Source organism: Algoriphagus chordae (assembly GCF_003254055.1).
Classification (GTDB): domain Bacteria; phylum Bacteroidota; class Bacteroidia; order Cytophagales; family Cyclobacteriaceae; genus Algoriphagus; species Algoriphagus chordae.
On the sequence record NZ_QKZT01000003.1, the window covers coordinates 367,273 to 386,890 of the forward strand.

At 40.3% G+C, this 19,618-nt stretch carries 19 protein-coding genes; 4 read left to right on the forward strand and 15 right to left on the reverse strand.

All coding sequences use genetic code 11. The annotated features are described in order from the left end of the window. Positions 1 to 63: 63 nt before the first annotated feature. The 15 genes from LV85_RS05265 to LV85_RS05335 all read right to left on the reverse strand — a co-directional run bounded on the left by LV85_RS05265 (position 64) and on the right by LV85_RS05335 (position 14,408). Positions 64 to 999: a hypothetical protein gene (locus LV85_RS05265; protein WP_111317134.1), complete on the reverse strand. Its 936-nt coding sequence runs from the start codon at positions 997 to 999 to the stop codon at positions 64 to 66. A 2-nt stretch (positions 1,000 to 1,001) separates the two neighbouring features. After that, positions 1,002 to 2,408, reverse strand: a complete 1,407-nt coding sequence (locus LV85_RS05270; RefSeq protein WP_111317135.1) for a vWA domain-containing protein — start codon at positions 2,406 to 2,408, stop codon at positions 1,002 to 1,004. 290 nt (positions 2,409 to 2,698) lie between these two features. Next, entirely contained in the window at positions 2,699 to 3,667 is a 969-nt protein-coding gene (locus LV85_RS05275) for a transketolase family protein (RefSeq protein WP_111317136.1), read from the reverse strand. Between the two features lie 37 nt (positions 3,668 to 3,704). Beyond that, a complete protein-coding gene (locus LV85_RS05280; protein ID WP_111317137.1) occupies positions 3,705 to 4,556 on the reverse strand; it encodes a transketolase in 852 nt (283 codons plus the stop codon). A gap of 11 nt (positions 4,557 to 4,567) precedes the next feature. Continuing rightward, a complete protein-coding gene (bcp, locus tag LV85_RS05285; protein ID WP_111317138.1) occupies positions 4,568 to 5,017 on the reverse strand; it encodes a thioredoxin-dependent thiol peroxidase in 450 nt (149 codons plus the stop codon). A gap of 24 nt (positions 5,018 to 5,041) precedes the next feature. Continuing rightward, the gene (locus LV85_RS05290; protein ID WP_245942154.1) at positions 5,042 to 6,916 is read right to left on the reverse strand and encodes a M23 family metallopeptidase; all 1,875 of its coding nucleotides are present in this window, start codon (positions 6,914 to 6,916) and stop codon (positions 5,042 to 5,044) included. Continuing rightward, positions 6,903 to 7,514: a fumarylacetoacetate hydrolase family protein gene (locus LV85_RS05295; RefSeq protein ID WP_111317140.1), complete on the reverse strand. Its 612-nt coding sequence runs from the start codon at positions 7,512 to 7,514 to the stop codon at positions 6,903 to 6,905. The genes LV85_RS05290 and LV85_RS05295 overlap by 14 nt, the downstream gene beginning before the upstream one ends. 9 nt (positions 7,515 to 7,523) lie before the next feature. Then, a complete protein-coding gene (locus tag LV85_RS05300) occupies positions 7,524 to 8,207 on the reverse strand; it encodes a DUF4377 domain-containing protein (protein WP_111317141.1) in 684 nt (227 codons plus the stop codon). Positions 8,208 to 8,260: 53 nt separating this feature from the next. Next, entirely contained in the window at positions 8,261 to 8,980 is a 720-nt protein-coding gene (locus tag LV85_RS05305) for an SGNH/GDSL hydrolase family protein (protein ID WP_245942155.1), read from the reverse strand. 11 nt (positions 8,981 to 8,991) lie between these two features. Next, entirely contained in the window at positions 8,992 to 10,032 is a 1,041-nt protein-coding gene (locus LV85_RS05310; protein ID WP_111317142.1) for a S66 peptidase family protein, read from the reverse strand. Positions 10,033 to 10,709: 677 nt separating this feature from the next. Beyond that, positions 10,710 to 11,015: a type II toxin-antitoxin system RelE/ParE family toxin gene (locus tag LV85_RS05315; protein WP_111317143.1), complete on the reverse strand. Its 306-nt coding sequence runs from the start codon at positions 11,013 to 11,015 to the stop codon at positions 10,710 to 10,712. Further along, positions 11,000 to 11,236 carry a hypothetical protein gene (locus LV85_RS05320; RefSeq protein WP_111317144.1) on the reverse strand — a complete coding sequence of 79 codons (237 nt, stop codon included), beginning with the start codon at positions 11,234 to 11,236 and terminating at the stop codon, positions 11,000 to 11,002. The genes LV85_RS05315 and LV85_RS05320 overlap by 16 nt, the downstream gene beginning before the upstream one ends. A gap of 245 nt (positions 11,237 to 11,481) precedes the next feature. Continuing rightward, positions 11,482 to 12,774, reverse strand: a complete 1,293-nt coding sequence (locus LV85_RS05325; RefSeq protein ID WP_245942157.1) for a D-alanyl-D-alanine carboxypeptidase — start codon at positions 12,772 to 12,774, stop codon at positions 11,482 to 11,484. A 2-nt stretch (positions 12,775 to 12,776) separates the two neighbouring features. After that, entirely contained in the window at positions 12,777 to 13,154 is a 378-nt protein-coding gene (locus LV85_RS05330) for a DUF423 domain-containing protein (RefSeq protein WP_111317146.1), read from the reverse strand. A 315-nt stretch (positions 13,155 to 13,469) separates the two neighbouring features. Then, positions 13,470 to 14,408 (reverse strand): GNAT family N-acetyltransferase, encoded by a 939-nt coding sequence (locus tag LV85_RS05335; protein WP_111317147.1) that lies wholly within the window; start codon positions 14,406 to 14,408, stop codon positions 13,470 to 13,472. A 198-nt stretch (positions 14,409 to 14,606) separates the two neighbouring features. Between LV85_RS05335 and LV85_RS05340 the strand changes: the two genes are divergently transcribed. From LV85_RS05340 to LV85_RS05355, 4 genes are all read left to right on the forward strand, one after another. Next, positions 14,607 to 15,422 (forward strand): polysaccharide biosynthesis/export family protein, encoded by an 816-nt coding sequence (locus LV85_RS05340; RefSeq protein WP_111317148.1) that lies wholly within the window; start codon positions 14,607 to 14,609, stop codon positions 15,420 to 15,422. Positions 15,423 to 15,427: 5 nt separating this feature from the next. Continuing rightward, positions 15,428 to 17,887: a GumC family protein gene (locus LV85_RS05345; RefSeq protein WP_111317149.1), complete on the forward strand. Its 2,460-nt coding sequence runs from the start codon at positions 15,428 to 15,430 to the stop codon at positions 17,885 to 17,887. Positions 17,888 to 17,936: 49 nt separating this feature from the next. Continuing rightward, positions 17,937 to 18,653 carry a 3-deoxy-manno-octulosonate cytidylyltransferase gene (gene kdsB, locus LV85_RS05350; RefSeq protein ID WP_111317150.1) on the forward strand — a complete coding sequence of 239 codons (717 nt, stop codon included), beginning with the start codon at positions 17,937 to 17,939 and terminating at the stop codon, positions 18,651 to 18,653. A gap of 143 nt (positions 18,654 to 18,796) precedes the next feature. After that, positions 18,797 to 19,606 carry a polysaccharide biosynthesis/export family protein gene (locus LV85_RS05355; RefSeq protein ID WP_111317172.1) on the forward strand — a complete coding sequence of 270 codons (810 nt, stop codon included), beginning with the start codon at positions 18,797 to 18,799 and terminating at the stop codon, positions 19,604 to 19,606. The last annotated feature ends 12 nt before the right edge of the window (positions 19,607 to 19,618 follow it).

The window sequence follows — 19,618 nt, forward strand, 5'->3', positions numbered from 1 at the left end:
TTCAATAAATAAAATGCAAGTTTTTTGCAGTGCTCTTAGCCTTTGGGTTAGTGTGTAAAATAGTTAAGAAAGTAAGGAATACTGTATTAGCAATTGGGACTCATCTCTCCATTTGATCCAGCCAGTGTCGATTTTATTCCATTGATCGTCTAGTACTTCTACTTCTACCCAGAAATCTTGAATAGATATGGCTCGCATCAAATGGGAAGAGTTTTGGATACTTGATGCATTCTCGACTGGTTTGATTCTTATAGCTTGAGTTTTTCCTTCTGGAAATTCTAACATGAATGTATTCAAGATGAATTCTGGCCATAAAATTATGTCTCCAGACCATCTGGAAACGAAATAGGTTTGCTCTGTAGTGCTGTTGCCTTCTAACTGAATATAGTCCTTTCCAATGCGGATAATCTTGAAAAAGAGAATGCCATAATCAAGCTTCAAATGTTCAGGTTGTAACCATGGTGGGGCTGTTGTAATTGTATATTTACCGAGCTCGGTTTTCGCAAATGTGATGCTATCTAGCTTTGGATTGTCTTCAATGGGTCTGTCGAAATTCTGTACCGCATAAAAATACAAAACCTCGTTTTCAAAGAAGTTTGGAGAAAATAGACCCAAACCTATTCTTTCAGCAGTAGAGTTGTTAGTGAAATTGACTGGGATTGTAACTGTTTTGGGCTGTGGTCGCTTTGGAGAAAAGGTTGCTCCCTCAGTGGATGTGGAGCGGAATCCCAAGAAGGCCAAAGTCAAAAGTACGATCAGCAGAATAACCCAGTTTGCTTTTTTGATATTGCTTGTACTAGTCTTTGAAATGAGGAATATAGCAAGGGCTAATCCTCCAAATGATGCCATTATCCCATATTCGAGAACAATAGCGCCGCCAGCTAGTCCTTGGTTCTTAGCTACTCCTGATAACCCGGCTGTTGCTGCGCCTATTATGAAAAACACTATGAAGAGCAAAATATAGCATGCTATGCTTGAAGGTTTAAGGTATTTGTTCATAGCTAGAATTTGATGGTTTTTTCGAATGTATCACCTGCTAGGATTTTCATAATGAATACTTCTTTTTTACCAGCATGTTCTTTGGGAACAGCAGTGACTGTGACTTCATATTCCCCTGGGGTAAGGATGAATTCTCGAGGATTACTGCTTTCAGAAGTGTAGGTTCTCATTCCAGATACATTTTCTTTTGTACTGGCGATTTTGATTACTACTGTAGCATCAAGTAGGTCAGAACTGTGGGATGCTCCGATTTTGGCGATACCGGTTTTATAGTCGTGTGTGAGTTCTAATTTTTCTCCAGCTTTGATTTCTATTTTTTCTTTTCGAATTGATTTTTCTCCAGAGATCACAAATGCCAATAGCTCAACATCATAGAGGCCAGGATTTAACTCGAATTCTTCTTCTTCTCCGTAGCTTCTTCCAGCTGCTACTTGTTTTTTCGTCCCAGCTTCAAATATTCTAATTAGCGTATCCCATGGTTTTCCATTGTTGGTGATAGTCCAAGCCATTTTGCCTCCGTCAAAACTTATTTCTTGATAAACTATCTCACTTGGATCAGCCGAAACCCCAGAGATTTGAATAGGCTGTAAGTCTGTGTTCTCAAGGGCTGTTATTATAAGATCATGTTTTCCTTCAGGAAGTGTGATTAGTACAGTATCTCTATAGGTTCTTTTTAGCGAGACTTTATTCTTCGTTCCCGGTTCAAGAACTTGAATTATTGCGTCTATCATTTGTCCATTCAACTTGACAGATATTCCATAATTCCCAACTGGCATGTCTACGGTGGCAGAGGTAGCTTCTGCGAGTGAGCCTAGTAAGCCGGCAGAATCTTTGGCATCAAAATATTGTCCTTCTCCAGCAGCAGCGGCACATTTAAGTTGTGCTGTTTCTTCATCTTTTAGCCCAAAACCAATAATATGAAGTTTGAAATCTACACCTGCATCTTTTGCATGTTGGATTACTTCGCAAATATTTCCATCACATGACTCTATTCCATCAGTCACCAATATGATGGTGGCTTTTTGATTGGATTTCTTCAAGTCCTCGATTGCCAAATTAGCGGAATAGGCGAGGGGAGTCATTCCCAAGGGTTTAATTTGTTGGATTTCACCAGTTACTTTTGATTTATCGGTATTGGACAGACCTACAAGGTATTCCACATCCACACAGTCTCCTTTTTTTCTATGACCATATGCTATTAGCCCAATTTTTTGCGCATCTGGTAGCTGGTTGATCGAAGTGGAAAGGACATCCCGCGCTATCTCAACTCTTGTTTTACCTTCCATCGCCGCCCACATCGAGCCACTGGCATCATAAATAAATAAGATAGGGGAAGTCTCACTCTCTTCTTGTGCAAAGCTAGAAGTGGAAATAAATAATAATAAAGTAAATGCGAGAAGAGCTTTCATAGTCTGCTGTGTTTTATAGAGAAAAAGCCTGTGATGAATCGATTCTAATTCAAAATATGGAGAATATTTTGGGCTTAAAGTGATTATTCTCTTAGCGAATCAGTTTATAAGATCGTTAAAATCAGCATATTAATGAAATTTGAATAGGTCAAATTGATCTTTTTGATTTAGTTTGAAGCAAAAATTGCTAGACTGATTTCTCTTTGAAAAAGGGTATAAACCTAAAAAAACCACAGTCTCTTTCGAAACTGTGGTTATGCTGCTTCTTCAGAAGCTGCATGGAAATTAACTTATTTTCTTGCCAATACTTTCTTAGCGGCAGCTACAATATTTGCTGCATTCAAGCCGTATTTCTCAAGCAACTGAGTAGGAGTACCTGACTCGCCAAAGCTGTCGTTTACACCTACATATTCCATTGGAGCAGGATTGTTTCTTGCAAGAGTTTGTGCTACGCTATCAGCTAAGCCACCGTTGTATTGATGTTCTTCAGCGGCTACAGCACAACCTGTTTTGGCTACAGAGTCTAGAATCGCTTCCTCGTCTAGTGGCTTGATTGTATGAATGTTGATCACTTCGGCAGAGATGCCTTCAGATCTCAAGATTGCTTCAGCTACTACTGCTTCCCATACCAGATGGCCAGTAGCGAAGATAGTTACATCTGTACCCTCGATCATTTTCCAAGCTTTTCCTATCTCAAATTTTTGAGCTGGATCAGTGAAAATAGGCCAAGATGGACGACCAAATCTTAGGTAAACAGGTCCTTCATATTCAGCGATAGCAATCGTTGCCGCTTTCGTCTGATTGTAATCGCAAGGATTGATCACTGTCATATGAGGAAGCATTTTCATCATGCCTAGGTCTTCCAAAATCTGATGCGTAGCACCGTCTTCTCCTAGTGTCAATCCTGCGTGAGATGCACAGATCTTCACATTCTTGCCTGAATAGGCGATAGATTGACGAATCTGATCATATACGCGGCCAGTAGAGAAGTTGGCAAAAGTACCTGTAAAAGGGATTTTGCCATTGATAGTCATGCCTGCAGCGATGCCCATCATGTTTGCTTCTGCGATTCCTACTTGGAAGAAGCGCTCAGGAAATTCCTTCTGGAATGCTCCCATTTTCAATGAACCGATCAAATCGGCACAAAGTCCTACCACGTTTGGGTTATTGCGACCAGCTTCTAATAAGCCATCACCAAAGCCAGAACGTGTATCTTTTTTTTCTGTATAGTTGAATTTTAAATCCAATGTCTTTTCCATGTTTTCTTTTGAGTAAATGGTCTAAAAATTTGTGGATTTAATAATCCCCGATTGTTTCTGGAAGTTGTCCCAAAGCGTCTGCAAGCTGCTCGTCGCTCGGTGCGATACCATGCCACTTGTGTGTACCAACCATAAAGTCCACGCCAAAGCCCATTTCAGTATGAAGCAAGTTCATTACTGGCTTTCCTTTGCCACTTAGGCTTTTCGCCTTTTCCAGTCCTTCTACTACAGACTTCATGTCATTTCCCTTGAGCGTGTCGATAACTTCCCATCCAAAAGACTCATATTTTGCTCTTAGGTCGATCAGATTCATGATTTTCTCTGTAGGACCATCGATTTGCTGTCTATTCAAGTCAATAGTAGCGATCAAGTTGTCCACTTTCCAGTGAGCGGCATACATAGCAGCTTCCCATACTTGACCTTCTTCTTGTTCGCCATCACCCATAAGGACATATACCGTACTGTCATCACCGTCGATTTTTTTAGCCTGAGCTGCGCCGATTGCTACGGACATGCCTTGGCCGAGAGAACCTGATGCGATCCTGATTCCAGGAAGTCCTTCCTCAGTTGCCGGGTGACCCTGCAATCTTGAATTTAGCTTTCTGAAGGTGGTCATTTCCTCAGGAGAAAAGTATCCTGATCTAGCAAGTACGGAGTACCACACTGGTGAAATATGCCCATTAGAAAGGAAAAATAGGTCTTCACCTTTTCCTTCCATTTTGAAGTTTGAGTCGTGATTCAACTGGTCAAAGTACAGTGCTACGAAGAATTCTGTACAACCTAGTGAAGCGCCAGGGTGTCCTGACTGTACCGCATGAACCATTCTAAGAATGTCCCTACGAACCTGTGATGCAACGCTTTCGAGTTGTTCGATTGATTTTTTTTCCATTTCGGATAGGTCTATTTAAGGATTTGAGAGGTATGCTCTTTTGTATTTACTTTTTCTATTATTTCAGCGATTTTGCCTTCTTCTTCGATGACAAAGGTCGTTCTGACAGTTCCCATGTAGGTTTTGCCGAAGGTGTTCTTTTCTTGCCAAGTGCCGTAAGCTTCGTGTACTTTTAGGTCTGTGTCAGCGATCAGAGAAAATGGAAGTGCCTGCTTTTCTTTGAATTTCACATGGGATTTTTCCGCATCTGAACTGATTCCAAAGACTACATAACCTGCTTTTTGTAAGGCATCGTAGTTGTCTCTTAGGTTACATGCCTGAGCAGTACATCCTGGAGTAGCGTCTTTTGGATAAAAATAGAGGACAACCTTTTTCCCTCGATAGTTAGAAAGCTTGATCGTTTCTCCTGTTTCAATTTTCGCTTCAAAATCTGGGGCCATTTGGCCTTCTTCTAGTTTCATATGCTATTGTTTAGGGCGCCTAATTTAACCAATCGTTCCTTTCCATTCAGCAGTATTGCCAGCTTTATCGGTAACTTTTAGCAAAACTTCTCCTTTGAAGGCTTCATTCGTAAGTTTTTCGGACCAAATCACCGCCTGCTTGTACTCGTATCGCATCAACACCCACTTGCCATTTACATAGGCTTCGTAGCTGTCGATACCAGACAAATCATCCCGAATCACAAAACGTAAATCAGATGAATTGACACGAATCACTTTGATCGTAGGCTTGGTGTTGTCCTGTAAAATGGAGATTTCTCCTAAATACCTAGAACCAAAATTTAAGGTGTCACCATTCCAGGTTCCGCCCAAGAATGACTTGGAATTTCCCGAAGTATAATAGGCATGTGAGCGATCCTTGTTTCCAGTATAACTTGGTACGGTCCAGAGTATGTTTATCGCATTCCAAAGATAGTCTTGGCTATCATTTATCAGCAATTTTGGTGAACTGGAAGATCTAGCTTGAGAAAGCCTCAAAAATAAATCGTCCAATACAGTTTCCTGCTTGAAATTCAGCTGAACATTCTCTTCAGAATAGGAAATTTCTTTTCCTACTGGGATCAAGGCATTGATACCTGGAGTAAGAATTTCAGTGCAAATGTCAATCTCATCAGGAATGCCAAAATTCATGTCCCAGAGGTAGGTTCGGCTATTTTCATCCTGATAAGCAGGAAGCATTTCAAAGGAATTTGATCCAACTGAGAACTTTGCTAAGCCGCCTTGGGAAGAAATAGGAGCTTTGATTTTTAGGATATTATTGAGGTATTCTAATGAAGCTTTGGAAGGAGCAGAGTCGTCGTTGATATTCGTTTCCAAATCTTGGCCTTGTAGCGTAAAACTTACCTCTCGCTCATTACCATAGGTGTCACGAAGTTTTAGCTTATAATTCTTTTTCACACCAGGTTCCAGGGCCAAATGACCAGTGTTCTCTTCCAAGGGAGATAGAAATTCAAACTTTAGGTTCTTTTGAAAATATAGTTTGGTGTAGCGATTTTGGTAGGTGTACAGTAGAAATTGCCTTGTGTAATTGAAGTCAACCTTGTCTACAGTCAAGTTAAACAGAGTCCCATTTTCATCCGCCAACTCAAAAATAGGGTAGCCATTTCTGTTGCTCGCTCCGTCGAGTTGATCATAACTACGGATTTCAATGCCTACTTTTCCAGTGATCTTGATATCCGATGGGAGGCGATAATTTGCTCCGTTTGCAACTGGTGTTACCTGAAGTCTTTGGAACTCACCATTCACTCGGGAATCTATGTCCAGCGGAACTATGGCGATGCTTTGAGGTACTGGTGCTATATTATCCAGGATTTCGGGGAAACCAAAAAGGAGTGGATCCATCGCTCGATCCAAGCTATCACGGATCTCAAAATGCAAATGAGGGCCGCCCGAACCTCCTGTATTTCCACTATCTGCTATTCGCTGACCTTGCTTCACTGGCAATTCTCCGGGCTCAGGACGAATTTCCAGATCAATAGCTTTTTCCTCATACATTTTGTTGCGCATGTACTCGCTCAGCTCTTGGTTAAAATTTCGAAGGTGTCCGTAGAGCGTGATTTTACCATTGGGATGCTTGAGGTATATGACATTCCCATAGCCAAAAGATGAAATCTTGATTCTATGTACCCAGCCATCTGCAGCCGCCAAAACAGGAATACCCTGCTGACCGCCTGTTTTCAAATCCAATCCTGTGTGGAAATGATTGGGTCTTAGCTCGGCAAAATTACCAGAAAGGTAATTTCTGACTCCAGGCTTTATAGGATTCATAAAATAGCCTTTATCCACCTCCTGAGCATTTAGCTCCGGCGTAGCAAACAAACCAAGAAAAAGGAGGGTGCAGCCTAACTTACTTAACTTCAAAATCCAATAACTTTTCGGTACCAATAAATCCTTCCAACTTATCTCCAATCTGCACTGGGCCAACTCCCGCAGGTGTACCAGTATAGATAAGATCTCCTTTTTTTAGCATAAAAAATTGTGACACGTATTCGATGATAGTTCCAAAATCAAATAGCATTAGCGAGGTATTACCTTTTTGGCGAGTTTCCCCATTGATACTGAGATGAAAATCTATGTTTTTTTGATCGTCAATTTCATCTACGGATTTAAATCCTCCTATTGGTGCAGCACCATTGAATCCTTTGGCGATTTCCCAGGGTAAACCCTTGGCTTTGCATTGATCCTGTAGATCTCGGGCAGTGAAGTCAATCCCAAAACCTATTTCGTTAAAGTATCTATGAGAAAATTTCTTCTGAATGTATTTTCCCTGCTTGGATATCTTCAGCACCAACTCAGCTTCGTGATGGATGTTTTTGGAGAAATCAGGATAGAAAAACGGAGCTCCGTCTTTCAAAATCGCTGTGTCTGGCTTCAAGAAAACGACAGGGTTTCCAGGCGTTTCATTTTTCAGCTCTTCAATATGTGCCGCATAATTTCGGCCAATGCAAATAATCTTCATACCTGATAATTAATCTACAGCTTGTAAAGTCATCAAGGTGTCCCCTGATTCATTGATAAGGTAAAGTTGGTTTTTTTCCAGTTTATATCCGCGCGTATTGATAAGAGCTTTTGAGATAGCATTTTCCACGCTCATATCAGGGCAAGCCATCATCGTGGCAGCACCAGGGCCAAAGCTCAATGTTTCTCCATCATTCTCTATAATTGCTCCGCGTACAGAATTACAGCCCATGCTTCCTACATAAGTTTTTTTGGATGCATTAAATTCGAAAGTCAAAGCTTCTTTGCTTTTAAAACCTGTAGGGTTCTCGATGTCTCCGACTTGAGTTACTTTCCAAATATTGGAAATCCTTAAGGATGGGTCTGATTCTTTGCTCATAATCTCTACAAGTTCGTAGTTTTTGGATGAAGCATCCGCAGGAACTGGACTATCTTTGTCTGTCACTTTTACTTTGATCTGGTAAATATTCCCAGGCTCATAATCAAATCCTTCGATACTAATATAGAAAAACTCCCAAGCGGAAGGGTCAATTTCAGCTCCCTTTTGTATCTGGAAACAAGACATAGGAGCCACGCCTACACAATCCATTTTTGCAGAATTTACCCACCAAGTTTCTGTGTTTTGCTCAGATTGCTTTTCGCAGGCTACTGCTCCCAGGACGCTGCTGATAAGTAGAAATAATATGGTTTTCATAGATTGATATTTTCTCTAGAGAGGATTTGCTAAAATGAATTCGCTATTCATTCTTAGAAATTGATAGTCTTAATATGGTCAAATAGCTTTTTAGTCCAGATTTCATACATTTCTGCACTTGGGTGCAAGCCATCCGCAGCAAGCATTTCCGGGGCTTGTCCAGCATCCTTGTATTCTTTGCTGATGTCAACGAAGCTGATTCCTTTTTGTTTGCAGATAGCTTTCTGGGTCTGGTTGTAGGCTTTGATCTCTGTCTCCACCTTGTTTTTATCTGCATTTCTAGCTTCCGCAAAGGGTGTAATTCCCCAGTCTGGGATGGCGATTACGACTACATGATTTGTTTTTCCAGCAGCGAAAGCAATAGCTCTATCCAGCATTTTCTCAAATTCGACACGATAAGAATCAACAGAATGGCCTCTGTACTGATCATTTACGCCTATTAGCAAAGTGACCAAATCATAGCTGGTTCCGTTAATTTGTTCTTTTAGAATGCCTTGTTCCAGTTCATCTACAGTCCAACCTGTCTGAGCAATCACTTTTGGCGCAGCCCAAGATTTTGAAGTTTCAGCGTTCAATTTTACGATCAACTGACTAGGAAATCTGCCCGCATCTTTCACACCCTCGCCGATGGTGTAACTGTCGCCAAGTGCCAAATAAGTAAGTTGTGGGTTGTTGTCAGTCATAGTGGAATCGGAATCATCAGGAAGCATATTTTTGGAACTGTTGCAGGATAGCATTCCAAAAAGGATGAGTGGCAAAAGAAGGATTTTCATAATTGTTTTTACTACTGAAATACGGACTCAAGTAGTGAAATGGTTCCATTGTCCGCATCCATCGCAACTTTCGCCCCCACAGGAATGATAAATTGCTTAGAAATATGCCCAATCATCGCGCCAGAGTAGGCTGGGATTTTCAGTGGTAAAATATAATCATCTAAGACCTGATCCAAGGTCAAGGAACCATAGCCTCCCCCTGGCTCGCAATCGGAGCATTGACCGAAAACAAAACCTGAGATTTTGTCTAATGTCCCATTGAGCTTGAGCGTGCTCATCATACGGTCAATCTTATAGGGATCTTCTCCAATGTCCTCAATAAATAGAATGGCGTCTTTGAAATCGGGATAGTATGGAGAACCTGATATCGCTGTCAAAACCGTTAGGTTTCCACCTAATATTATGCCTTCAGCCTTTCCGCTTTTCAAGGTTTGAATTCGGTTGGATTTGACAACGAGTTCATCACTTTCAGCATGTACATTTTCAAAAGTGACTAAGTCTTTATCAAAAAAGATCCTTTCAAATTGATCCACATTGAAGCTATTCCAACTGCCAGAACCCATAGGTCCATGGAAGGTGATCAAGCCAGTTTGAGCATGTATCGCGCAATGCAAAGCTGTGATGTCGGAATATCCCAATAAGGGCTTTGGATTTTTGGAGATAATCTTGTAATCAATCAAGGGCAGAATCCTAGCCGCTCCCGAACCGCCACGTATGCTCACGATGGCTTTCACCTCTTTATCATCAAACATGTCATTCAAATCACCTGCTCGTTCGGCATCTGTGCCAGCGAGATGTCCTCGACGGTTCATTAGGTTTTTTCCCATTTTCACTTGAAAACCTAAAGCTTCCAGAGCTTCTTTGGCATAAGTGAACTGCATCCTTTCGGCCGTAGCAGCAGAAGGAGATATCAGTCCTACGGTATCGCCTTTTTTGATTGCCTTTGGCAAAAGTGTTTTTGGATCGTAAGCTGAATGAGCTGTATCCCAAGATACTAATGGGAGGGAAGCTGAAAGTAGTCCTAGGGATTTGAGGAAGGCGCGTTTTTGCATCTGGAAGGGGGTTGTAATTCTGAAACGTGAAAATAAGGCTTTTTTATTTTGCGCAATATGTCTCCCGCGAGGCGCGAGGCGCAAAGGATTCTCTTTAGTGATTTAATTCTTTTGAACCTTGATTTTTTAAACAGAACGAACCTAGGAGAGACAAATCTTTCGCACATTAGAATTAAACAATCTGGTATTTTCACTTCAGGTAAAAAGGACTAACACCTACTAATTATTTCAAAAGATACGTTGCTCTCGTAAATCACAAATCAAATCATTCCAGCTAGGCAGGTACCTTGATAGACGATTGGCTACAGACCTTAACGAGCCGCCGGCTCGATGCATGGTCATGATTCTGCTCTTCGTGATTTGGAATGCCGAACCTCAAAGAGGTGATCGGATTATAGGAAATGGGGATCAAAAAATTATTAAAAAACCCTGTAAGGGTGATATCGCATGGGGATTTGGAATCCTGAAGTTCTATTGTAGGATTTGAAATCCTAAAAATAATTCCTATTGAGCTTTACTAGATCGCGAGAGCTTTCAGGACTGAATCTGCTTAAGCCAAGGGCTATTAATCGTAAAACGGTCTGGGGACAGTATTTGTAATGGTTTAAACTAAATATTCCTCTGACTTTACGAGAGATTAGTGTCACAATTTGTGACTTAATCAGGTAATAGTGTTTTTAAAAACTAGAAATATATTCTTGGTTTTTGGGGTTTCGTCTATTGTCCCAAATCGCTAGTATCACAAGTTCTTCTGGGAATTCTTCATAAAACATCAAGTAATCCTTTACGATTTTTGATCGCACATTCCCTGAGTTTGTGAGTTTGCCGATATGTGGATTTGATTGGATAATTTTAACAGCCTCCTTAAAAAGTCCATTAAGTTTAATAGAGTATGTATTTGATTTATTCCTTTTCTTCCAATAGGATAAAATTTCCTTTCGGTCTTGTTCCGCTCTTAAGGTCCATACTACTTTCTTAACCACTCCTCAATTTCCCCGTCTAACTGATCATTACTTTTGATTTGAGCGGAAAAGTATTGTGCTCTTCCTTCTTCTACTGCCTTGAGTTGATCATTTGATAAAACCATTTTCTCTGATGAATCCAGATCAAATTCCAATAAACGATTTACCTCATCAAGAATCTTTGGATCATTGATTTGCTCTATTTTCTGTATAAGCATTCTCTTAACTTCTATCGTTTTCATAGCCTCAAAGTTTAATCTAAAAATATGGCTTTATTTTCAGATATCCTTACGTTGCAAGTAAATCCATACTCTCAAGTTCATCGTGATTTGTAAGCCGAAGTCCTATCGTAGGATTTGTATTCCAAAAAGATAATTTTCAGTGAGCTGTACTTTATCGTTCTCGTTTTCAAGTCTGACCTGATGCAGTTTGTTGAGCTAGATTCTACCCCATTTAGAGATTCAGTTAGTAAATCAAAAATCCCAAATCAAATCATTTCTCTCAGCATTAGCATTACCTTCTCCATTTCCCTTCTGACTTCTGAAGCTTTCCAAGGGTAATTCGAATTCATGAATGCAAAACAGTAATACCTGCCAGATTTGCCTTTGATTAGTCCAACGAGACTGTGATTGTTGCTCATCGTGCCAGTCTTTGCGAAAATGTAAGGCTGATCGGCTTTATAACTGTTTTCTAAGGTTCCTACTTTTCCACCTGCTGGCAATAGTTCGAACAATTGCTGATCTGGTACCATGCGATAGATCTTTTCAAAAAGTGCCACCATTGTCCTCGGAGTAAATAAATCATGTCTGCTCAAGCCAGATCCATCCACCCATTGGGGCTCGTCTGGCAAATCATACAAATATGTTTTAAGCATGTATTCAATCGCTCGTTCTGTATCCAGACGCTGAAAAAGCCGATCCGAAACCATCAGCATCAGTTGCTCTGCAAGGAAGTTGTCACTTTCCAGCATCATCTCTTTCAAGATTGGAAAGAGTGGAGCACCTCGCCATTCCTGATGAATAGCTGGCAAAGAGTCTGACTGATAAGCCCAATTTTTTCCGGTGGCATCTGAAGCTAGTTTGATAAAAAGCTCAGGCGAGCTGATGAAAGGGATGAATTCCTCTCTTCCTCGGAAATTGTTTGGATTGTAGTAGAATTTATTGCTATGAAAATCCCGCTCCACTTCACGAATTGTGCGATTAGTGGGGAACACATCAGCTTGAAAACTAGGAGGAAATACCGTGGGCGCATTACCAACTTTTTTGACATGAACCAGATTTCCATAGATCGGCAATGAGCTACGCTCTGCGGAATAGTTATAGTAATAATCATCCCATTGCCAACCATAGCCAAAGGCCGGAGACATCATGTTTGCATCAGAAAAGATGACCTGCTCATAAGGAGCAATTAGGGCTTCGATAGCTGGCTGATAGAAATCCTTGTATTTCCAACTTGGATCACCTGAACCCCAAATCTTTATCCTGTTTCCTTCCGTGACATAGCGTAATGTTTGGGTACTGTCATTCAGAACAATAAGCGAGGAGAAGAGCGTGAATAGCTTGGTAGTAGAAGCAGGTATAAATCTTTGATGGCTATTTTTCTCATAGAGTACTGTCTGTGAATCCAAATCGTACAACATGAATCCTGAGAGATGGCCATTGAAAAAACTTCCTTCACCTAGAGCCGATTCCAGTTTGAGATATTGATCTCGGTTGAGTTGGGCAAAAAGGCTGGTGCTAACAAAAAGAGTAAAGAGAAAGAGGCTGAGCAGTTTACGCATACTTATTTTTTAGAAGCGGCAAGAAATACCAAAATCCAGCCGGCGATGAAAGCCAGACCACCAAAGGGAGTAATTGCTCCAAGCCAGGTAATTCCTGTAAGGGATAGGACATATAGAGAACCGGAGAAAATCAGAACCCCTACAAGCATCAAGATTGCTGCTGTACTGAGTTTTGTCCAATTGGGTTTTACCAAAGCTAAAATGCCAATCAAGAAAATGGCAAGTGAATGGTAGAAGTGATATTTGACAGCAGTTTCAAAAGTTTCTGCTCTGCCCGTTTCAGCAAGTATTTCCTTTAATCCATGCGCTCCGAATGCGCCTATTCCCACAGCACATGCGCCAAGTATAGCTGCTGTTTGTATAATTTGTTTTCCTTTCATTTATAGTTTTTGTTTCCCGCAGATATTCGCAGATAATTCCCGCGATCAACCATTGCCCCCCAATCGTATCTGTACCTGTCCCGTTCGTATTGTGCCTGCAACAGTTTGTGCCTAAATCTACTGCCTTTCGTTTTTGTGCCTGCCACCGTTTGTGTCTAATTCTGCCACTGTTCGTTTTAGTGCCTGCCACCGTTCGTGTCTCACGAACGGTCACACTTCAACATTCATCTTTCAACAGTCAATTTCGAATAATGAACTTCGAATGATGAATAGCGAAGTTAATGAGGACTAGTGCGAAATTTGACTTGCGTAAAGTTAAAAAACCTCCAAATCTCCCAAGCTCCAGCCCCAGTCTTTCTCCAATAAGTTATCAGTAGCAGCTACTTTGCGGAGCGTCACTTCTGGGCCGATTGACATCACTGGCATAATTCCCATTTCAATAGGTAAATCATTCGTGAACTTCAAACCTGAATACGAGGTAAATCTAACGCTCTCATTTTTTTGAATGGTTTTTAACCGAGTATTCAATTGTTTTTTTTCATTTTTTCCAAAATCAGCGAGTTGGAAGAAATCAACAATCCTAAGTTCTCTACCTATTTTCCCCTCTTTGATCCTATATATTAATAGGTAGCTTTCACCATCGCTGACGAAATCATAAGGGAAAAGTGGGCAAGAAACGTATCTCCAGTGAAGGTAGCCTGACACAAGGTTTGTCTGGATCTGTTCAGAATCAAATTCAGTTTTTTCTATTTTCTGAATAAGCCCTGTGATGCTTGACCAATCACTCGATTGAGACAGATTTTTACTTTTGCCTAAGTTGAGATTGAAGTGCATTTTCAGCGGTAGCTTTCCCCATTTTTCCCAACCCATTTTCAAATATCCACTTGAACTTTGAGCATTAGGAGTGTTGTAAATCATTTCCACTCCTTCCTCCTTAAGTTCCTCAATAAGTGAAAGTGTAAGATTCTTGAAAAGTCCTTTGCCTTGATAATCAGGATGTATTGCAGTATCTACAGCTCGGCAGGCTTTGATGAGTTGATCGCCTTGGCGAAACTCCCAACGTAGAAACACACGTACGCCACAGATGAGTCCGGCATCTTCAGCAATCAACAGAGGCGAGGCCCCAAAAGGGTTTGCTACATGTTTCCAATTCCAGAGTTCCTCTGATTTGGGGATCAAACTTTCGCCTAATGAGGCTTTCAATAAGCTGATTATTTCGGGTAAATCACTGGAATTGGCCTTTCTGATTTGCATGGCTTGAAGATATGAAGATTTTTGAACTTAGGAATTAACAGCAAAGTCCAGGTAAAAATCAGGAGAATTGACCATTGAAAATTGATTATTGAATTTTGAACATTGTCTGTTGCTTATTTCCTGTTTCTAATCTCAAACATGCTCCTTGTCCTCAACTATTTTTATATATTTGGGCCAAGCTAAATTTATGCTTTTCGAATGAAGAAAATCCTGTTTTTTGCATGTTTGGTGGTTTTTGCGACTAGTTGTATCTCTAATAAGCGGATCACTTACCTGCAAAATCTGCCTGATAATACGCCGATAGAACTTAATGAATTTATCCCTTTTGCTGAGGTAGATTATGAATATGTCTTGCAGCCTTTCGATATTGTTGAGATTGATTTTGCTACTTCGGATCCGGAATTGATTGAAGCATTTTCCTTTCAAAATTCTCAGAGTATGGGAGGAGTTGGTGGTAATAGTGGTGGAGGTGGAGGCTCCGATCCTTTGTATTTTAGAGGTTACTCTATAGATAAAAATGGCGATGTAGAAGTGCCTAAGCTTGGGAAAATTAGAATCGCTGGACTGACTGAGGAAGAGGCTAAGGAAAAGGTTCAGGAAGATATAAATCAGTTTTTTAAGGAAGAGATATACGTCAAATTGAGAATAGCAGGCATCAGATACACTACCCTGGGAGAGTTCAATTCTGTAGGAGTTTCTGTGATCTATAAAAATAGAGCTACTATTTTTGATGCCTTAGCCAATTCAGGAGAGACCACGATTCTTGGTAAGAAAAACAAGCTTTTTATCATCAGGCAATACGATGGTGGTACTAAAATCCACCAGATCAATCTGAATGATCGGAGCTTATTGGCTAGTCCGTTCTACTTTATTCAGCCCAATGACATCCTATATATTGAGCCGATGAATATCAGGCAGTTTGGAAATGCTGACAATTTAACGGCCTCACTTGCGCTTATTGCTGGTTTACTAGCTTCCACGCTTTTAATTATTAATTTGGTGACGGGTAACTAGTTGATATGGAGAAGTTAGATTTAAGCCAGTTAGATAACGAGGAGAAGGCACTGGAGATCAGGTATGTGATCGCTAAGTACATTCGCTATTGGCCATGGTATTTACTTTTTATCTTGTTGTTTCTGATCGGCACCTTTCTATTTCACCGATACACGGTAGATCGTTACGAGGTGTCTGGATCTATGATGATCAAGACTAATACCTCTCCTGAAGCACGTATTCTGGATAGATCGAATATTTTTTCCACAGGTCTTAATCTAGAAAATGACATTCTGAGACTAAAGTCTAAAGGTCTTGCTCATGAGGCTTTGAAGAAACTGCACTTCGATGTGGAGTACTATGCCAAAACTAACATTAAGGCTATAGAACTCTATGATAGATCGCCTATTCGTATCGAGGTAGACTGGGATCATTTTCAGATTACCGATGTGCCTATCCAATTGGAAATACTCTCTGAGAATACCTTTAAACTCAGCCCTGAGGAATCCAGTTTTATGGATTTTAATTCTGCTATGGCAGCGGGGGATGAGTCCATTTATGATAGGACTTACAGATTTGGTGAGAAAATAGAAACAAGTAAATCGAAGTTTATCGTGCATCTGGTGAATCCCGGAAGAACTAATGAGGCTCTGATATTCAAGTTGAGAAGCCCTGGTTCATTGGAAGATGCTTACGCCAAATCTGTGCAGGTGACCTTGCAGAATGAATACAGCTCGGTCCTTCGACTTTCGACTACCACCAAAGTTGTTGAAAAAGGAAGAGATTACATCAATGCTTTGATGGAGTCATATATTGATTTTGACCTGAGCGAAAAGAATAAAATTCAAGAAAACACTTTAGCTTTTATTGAAGAGCAGCTTGGGCTATTGCAAGATTCCCTTCAGCAGAAAGAGCGGGAATTGCAAGACTTCAAAGTTGAGAATAAGTTGCTCGATGTCTCGGCAGAATTTACCAGCATATTGGGGAAAATGAATTCGCTCGACGAGATGAATGCTGAGATTGATTATCAGTTGGAATACTTCGAGCAAATCCGTGCATACATGGAGCAGAAGAGCAAGGATTTTTCTGATGTAGTTGCACCTTCTGTCATTGGTGTACCGGATCCCTTGCTAAATGGCCTTATACAAACACTGGTTACTCTTTCTCAAGAACGAAGAAAATTACTTGCTACTGTCAACGAGAATCATCCTGAGGTGCTGAAAATAGATGTTCAGATGGAGAAAGTGCAGGATGCGCTTTTTGAGAATGTGGTTAATCTGATAGAAAACACAAAGCAGAAAAAGACTAGTATTCAGCGTGATATTGGAGTTTATGATGCAGAGTTCTCCACCCTTCCTGAGTCAGAATCTGAGTATTCAGGGATTTTCAGAGAATTCAAACTTAGGGAATCACTTTATACCTACTTGTTGGAAAAGCGAGCTGAGGCAGGAATTGCAATGGCTTCCAATGTCTCTGACAATGCGATCTTAGATACGGCTCGGCGCGGAACCTTGATTTTCCCGAAGAAGCAGCAAAATTATGGTTTAGCTATTATTTTGGGATTGTTACTGCCTTTCGGTTTTGTGGTCGTTCGTGATATTTTTGATGAAACGATCAAAGACCAGCGGGATTTGAAAAAGCATTTTATGATTCCTCAATTGGGGATTGTAGGCTATAGTCAGAAGGATACCAATAAAGTGGTTTTGGATTTTCCTAAGTCCGCGGTGGCAGAGTCATTTAGATCACTTCGCTCTGCTATTACCTATTTGGCATCTGGTAAAAATACTAAGAAAATATTGGTTACCTCCTCGGTTTCTGGAGAAGGGAAGACCTTTACTTCTTTGAACCTAGCTTCGGCAATGGCTTTGGGATCTAAAAAAACGGTCGTAGTAGGAGGGGATCTGAGAAGACCTAAACTTGCTTCTTATTTTGGAGAGTCTGATCGAATAGGGTTATCAACCTATTTGATAGGTAAAGTGGATGCGAAAGATATAGTTTTACCTTCTTCACATGAGAACTTATGGTTTGTGCCTTCTGGCATCATACCTCCAAATCCCGCGGAATTGTTACAGACTCCTAAATTGACTGAATTCATAGAATATCTAGAATCTCAGTTTGACGTAGTGATATTTGATACTCCTCCTATGGGTTTGGTGTCTGAGACTATAGATCTGATGAGATTATTTGACATTAATCTCTATGTCGTGAGACAGAATTATACCGTAAAAGATCACCTAGTAATGATCAACGACCTATTTAATAATAAACAGGTTAAAAATGTATATGGGGTTTTCAATGGTATCGTAAATTCCGGCTACCATTATGAAGGCTACAATTATGGTTATGGTAATACTTATCTGTATTCCCAGAACAATAAATACATGTACAATTACTATGGGGATGATTTAGATACGAAGAAAAAGAAGATCAAGAAAAGCCAAAAGAATATTTTTCAAAAATTGAAAAAGCTGTTTAAGGTAAAGTGATTAACGGAACTTTAAATTGCTATTTCTACCCAGAACCCCAATTCAAGTTATGACGAAAACCGCAGCACTAATTCCTGCTAGGTATGCTTCCACCAGATTGCCATCCAAATTGGTTCAAGATCTGGGAGGGAAGTCGGTCATCCAGCGCACCTATTTGAGTACTCTTGCAGCAGGCGTATTTGATGAGGTATGGGTAGTGACGGATCATCTAGAAATCAAAAATCAGATTGAAACCCTAGGTGGTAAAGTGTTTGTCAGTAAAAAAGAGCATCAAAGTGGATCTGATAGAATTGCTGAGGCCATGGAAGAGGTAGATGCGGATTTGATAGTCAATGTACAGGGTGATGAGCCCTTTCAGGATCAAACTTCCTTGAGAGATTTAATAGCAGTTTTTGAAGATGCACAGGTGCAGGTAGCTTCGCTAAAGACGAAGATACCTGCTGAAGAAGCCCAAAATCAAAATACAGTGAAAGTAGTTACGGATCTCAAAGGAAATGCTTTGTATTTCTCTAGATCAGCGATTCCATTCAATAGAGAATCAAAGACTGAGTTGAGCTATTGGAAGCATATCGGAATCTATGCTTATAGGAGAGCAGTGCTACAAGCCTTTACCTCATTACCCAAATCTGAGCTAGAGTCAGTAGAAATGCTGGAACAGTTGAGGCTTTTGGAAAATGGCTATAAAATTAAAATGGTGGAAACTCTCCATCAAACAGTAGCAATAGATACTGCCGAAGACCTGGAAAAAGCCAGAAAAATACTGTAAGACTTAGCATTGGCAGAATTTGATGGATCTGGATCTTAATTCAATTCTGTTCCTTCATTATCAAAGTGATAAAAAAACAGACTTTTTGAGGTTAAATGTTTAAGTTTGCGCAGTTTTTGAAAGAAAATATTAAAAATGTATATATGAGGAATTTGTCGAAGGGTTTTATTGCATCCCTTGCTTTTCTATTGGTATTTGGCTGCATCCCGAATGAGAAAATCATTTATTTGCAAAATCAGGAGGGCAATACGCCCATCGAAGATGGTGAGCTGATCACTTATGAGATTCCTGAATACAAGCTTCAATACAATGATATCATAGATGTAAACATCCAGACTATTGAGGATTTGATGGAGTTTGGCTTTAATAGTAAACCTGCTCAAATGAGTGCTCAGATGGGGAATGTTTCGGCTCAAAGTGGTGGAGATGTTTACTATATGACGGGTTTTTCTGTAGATCAAAAAGGGAATATCAGGCTTCCAATAGTTGGTGATGTCAATGTCAAAGAAAAAACACTGGAAGAGGCTAGGGTTACCATTGAAGAAAGTTTGAGGAAGTATGTGACTAGTGAATTGTATGTCAAAGTTAAGCTGGGAGGAGTTAGGTATTCGGCTCTAGGGGAATTCAGAAGACCTGGTAAATACGTAGTTCTTCAGGATAGAATGACAATTTTTGAGGCAATTGCCAATGCCGGTGATTTAACGACTGTGGCAAAACGTGACGAGGTACTTTTAATTAGACAATATCCTGAGGGTACAAGATTGCATAGAATTGACTTGTTAGATCGTCAGATCGTAGCTTCATCATTTTACTTTATCCAACCAAATGATCAACTCTATGTGGAGCCATTGAAAGTTAGAGAAACTGGTACAGGAGAAAATACAGCTCAAACTTTGGCCTTGATATTTGCAGGCATTTCTTCATTGGCCCTAATCCTAAATTTACTCAAATAAGATTTTATGTAC

Excerpts from the sequence above, each read along its gene's own strand:
- LV85_RS05265 (WP_111317134.1), bottom strand. The coding sequence starts at position 999 with ATGAACAAATACCTTAAACCTTCAAGCATAGCATGCTATATTTTGCTC.
- LV85_RS05270 (WP_111317135.1), bottom strand. The coding sequence starts at position 2,408 with ATGAAAGCTCTTCTCGCATTTACTTTATTATTATTTATTTCCACTTCT.
- LV85_RS05275 (WP_111317136.1), bottom strand. The coding sequence starts at position 3,667 with ATGGAAAAGACATTGGATTTAAAATTCAACTATACAGAAAAAAAAGAT.
- LV85_RS05280 (WP_111317137.1), bottom strand. The coding sequence starts at position 4,556 with ATGGAAAAAAAATCAATCGAACAACTCGAAAGCGTTGCATCACAGGTT.
- bcp (WP_111317138.1), bottom strand. The coding sequence starts at position 5,017 with ATGAAACTAGAAGAAGGCCAAATGGCCCCAGATTTTGAAGCGAAAATT.
- LV85_RS05295 (WP_111317140.1), bottom strand. The coding sequence starts at position 7,514 with ATGAAGATTATTTGCATTGGCCGAAATTATGCGGCACATATTGAAGAG.
- LV85_RS05300 (WP_111317141.1), bottom strand. The coding sequence starts at position 8,207 with ATGAAAACCATATTATTTCTACTTATCAGCAGCGTCCTGGGAGCAGTA.
- LV85_RS05305 (WP_245942155.1), bottom strand. The coding sequence starts at position 8,980 with ATGAAAATCCTTCTTTTGCCACTCATCCTTTTTGGAATGCTATCCTGC.
- LV85_RS05310 (WP_111317142.1), bottom strand. The coding sequence starts at position 10,032 with ATGCAAAAACGCGCCTTCCTCAAATCCCTAGGACTACTTTCAGCTTCC.
- LV85_RS05320 (WP_111317144.1), bottom strand. The coding sequence starts at position 11,236 with ATGAAAACGATAGAAGTTAAGAGAATGCTTATACAGAAAATAGAGCAA.
- LV85_RS05325 (WP_245942157.1), bottom strand. The coding sequence starts at position 12,774 with ATGCGTAAACTGCTCAGCCTCTTTCTCTTTACTCTTTTTGTTAGCACC.
- LV85_RS05330 (WP_111317146.1), bottom strand. The coding sequence starts at position 13,154 with ATGAAAGGAAAACAAATTATACAAACAGCAGCTATACTTGGCGCATGT.
- LV85_RS05335 (WP_111317147.1), bottom strand. The coding sequence starts at position 14,408 with ATGCAAATCAGAAAGGCCAATTCCAGTGATTTACCCGAAATAATCAGC.
- LV85_RS05340 (WP_111317148.1), top strand. The coding sequence starts at position 14,607 with ATGAAGAAAATCCTGTTTTTTGCATGTTTGGTGGTTTTTGCGACTAGT.
- LV85_RS05345 (WP_111317149.1), top strand. The coding sequence starts at position 15,428 with ATGGAGAAGTTAGATTTAAGCCAGTTAGATAACGAGGAGAAGGCACTG.
- kdsB (WP_111317150.1), top strand. The coding sequence starts at position 17,937 with ATGACGAAAACCGCAGCACTAATTCCTGCTAGGTATGCTTCCACCAGA.
- LV85_RS05355 (WP_111317172.1), top strand. The coding sequence starts at position 18,797 with ATGAGGAATTTGTCGAAGGGTTTTATTGCATCCCTTGCTTTTCTATTG.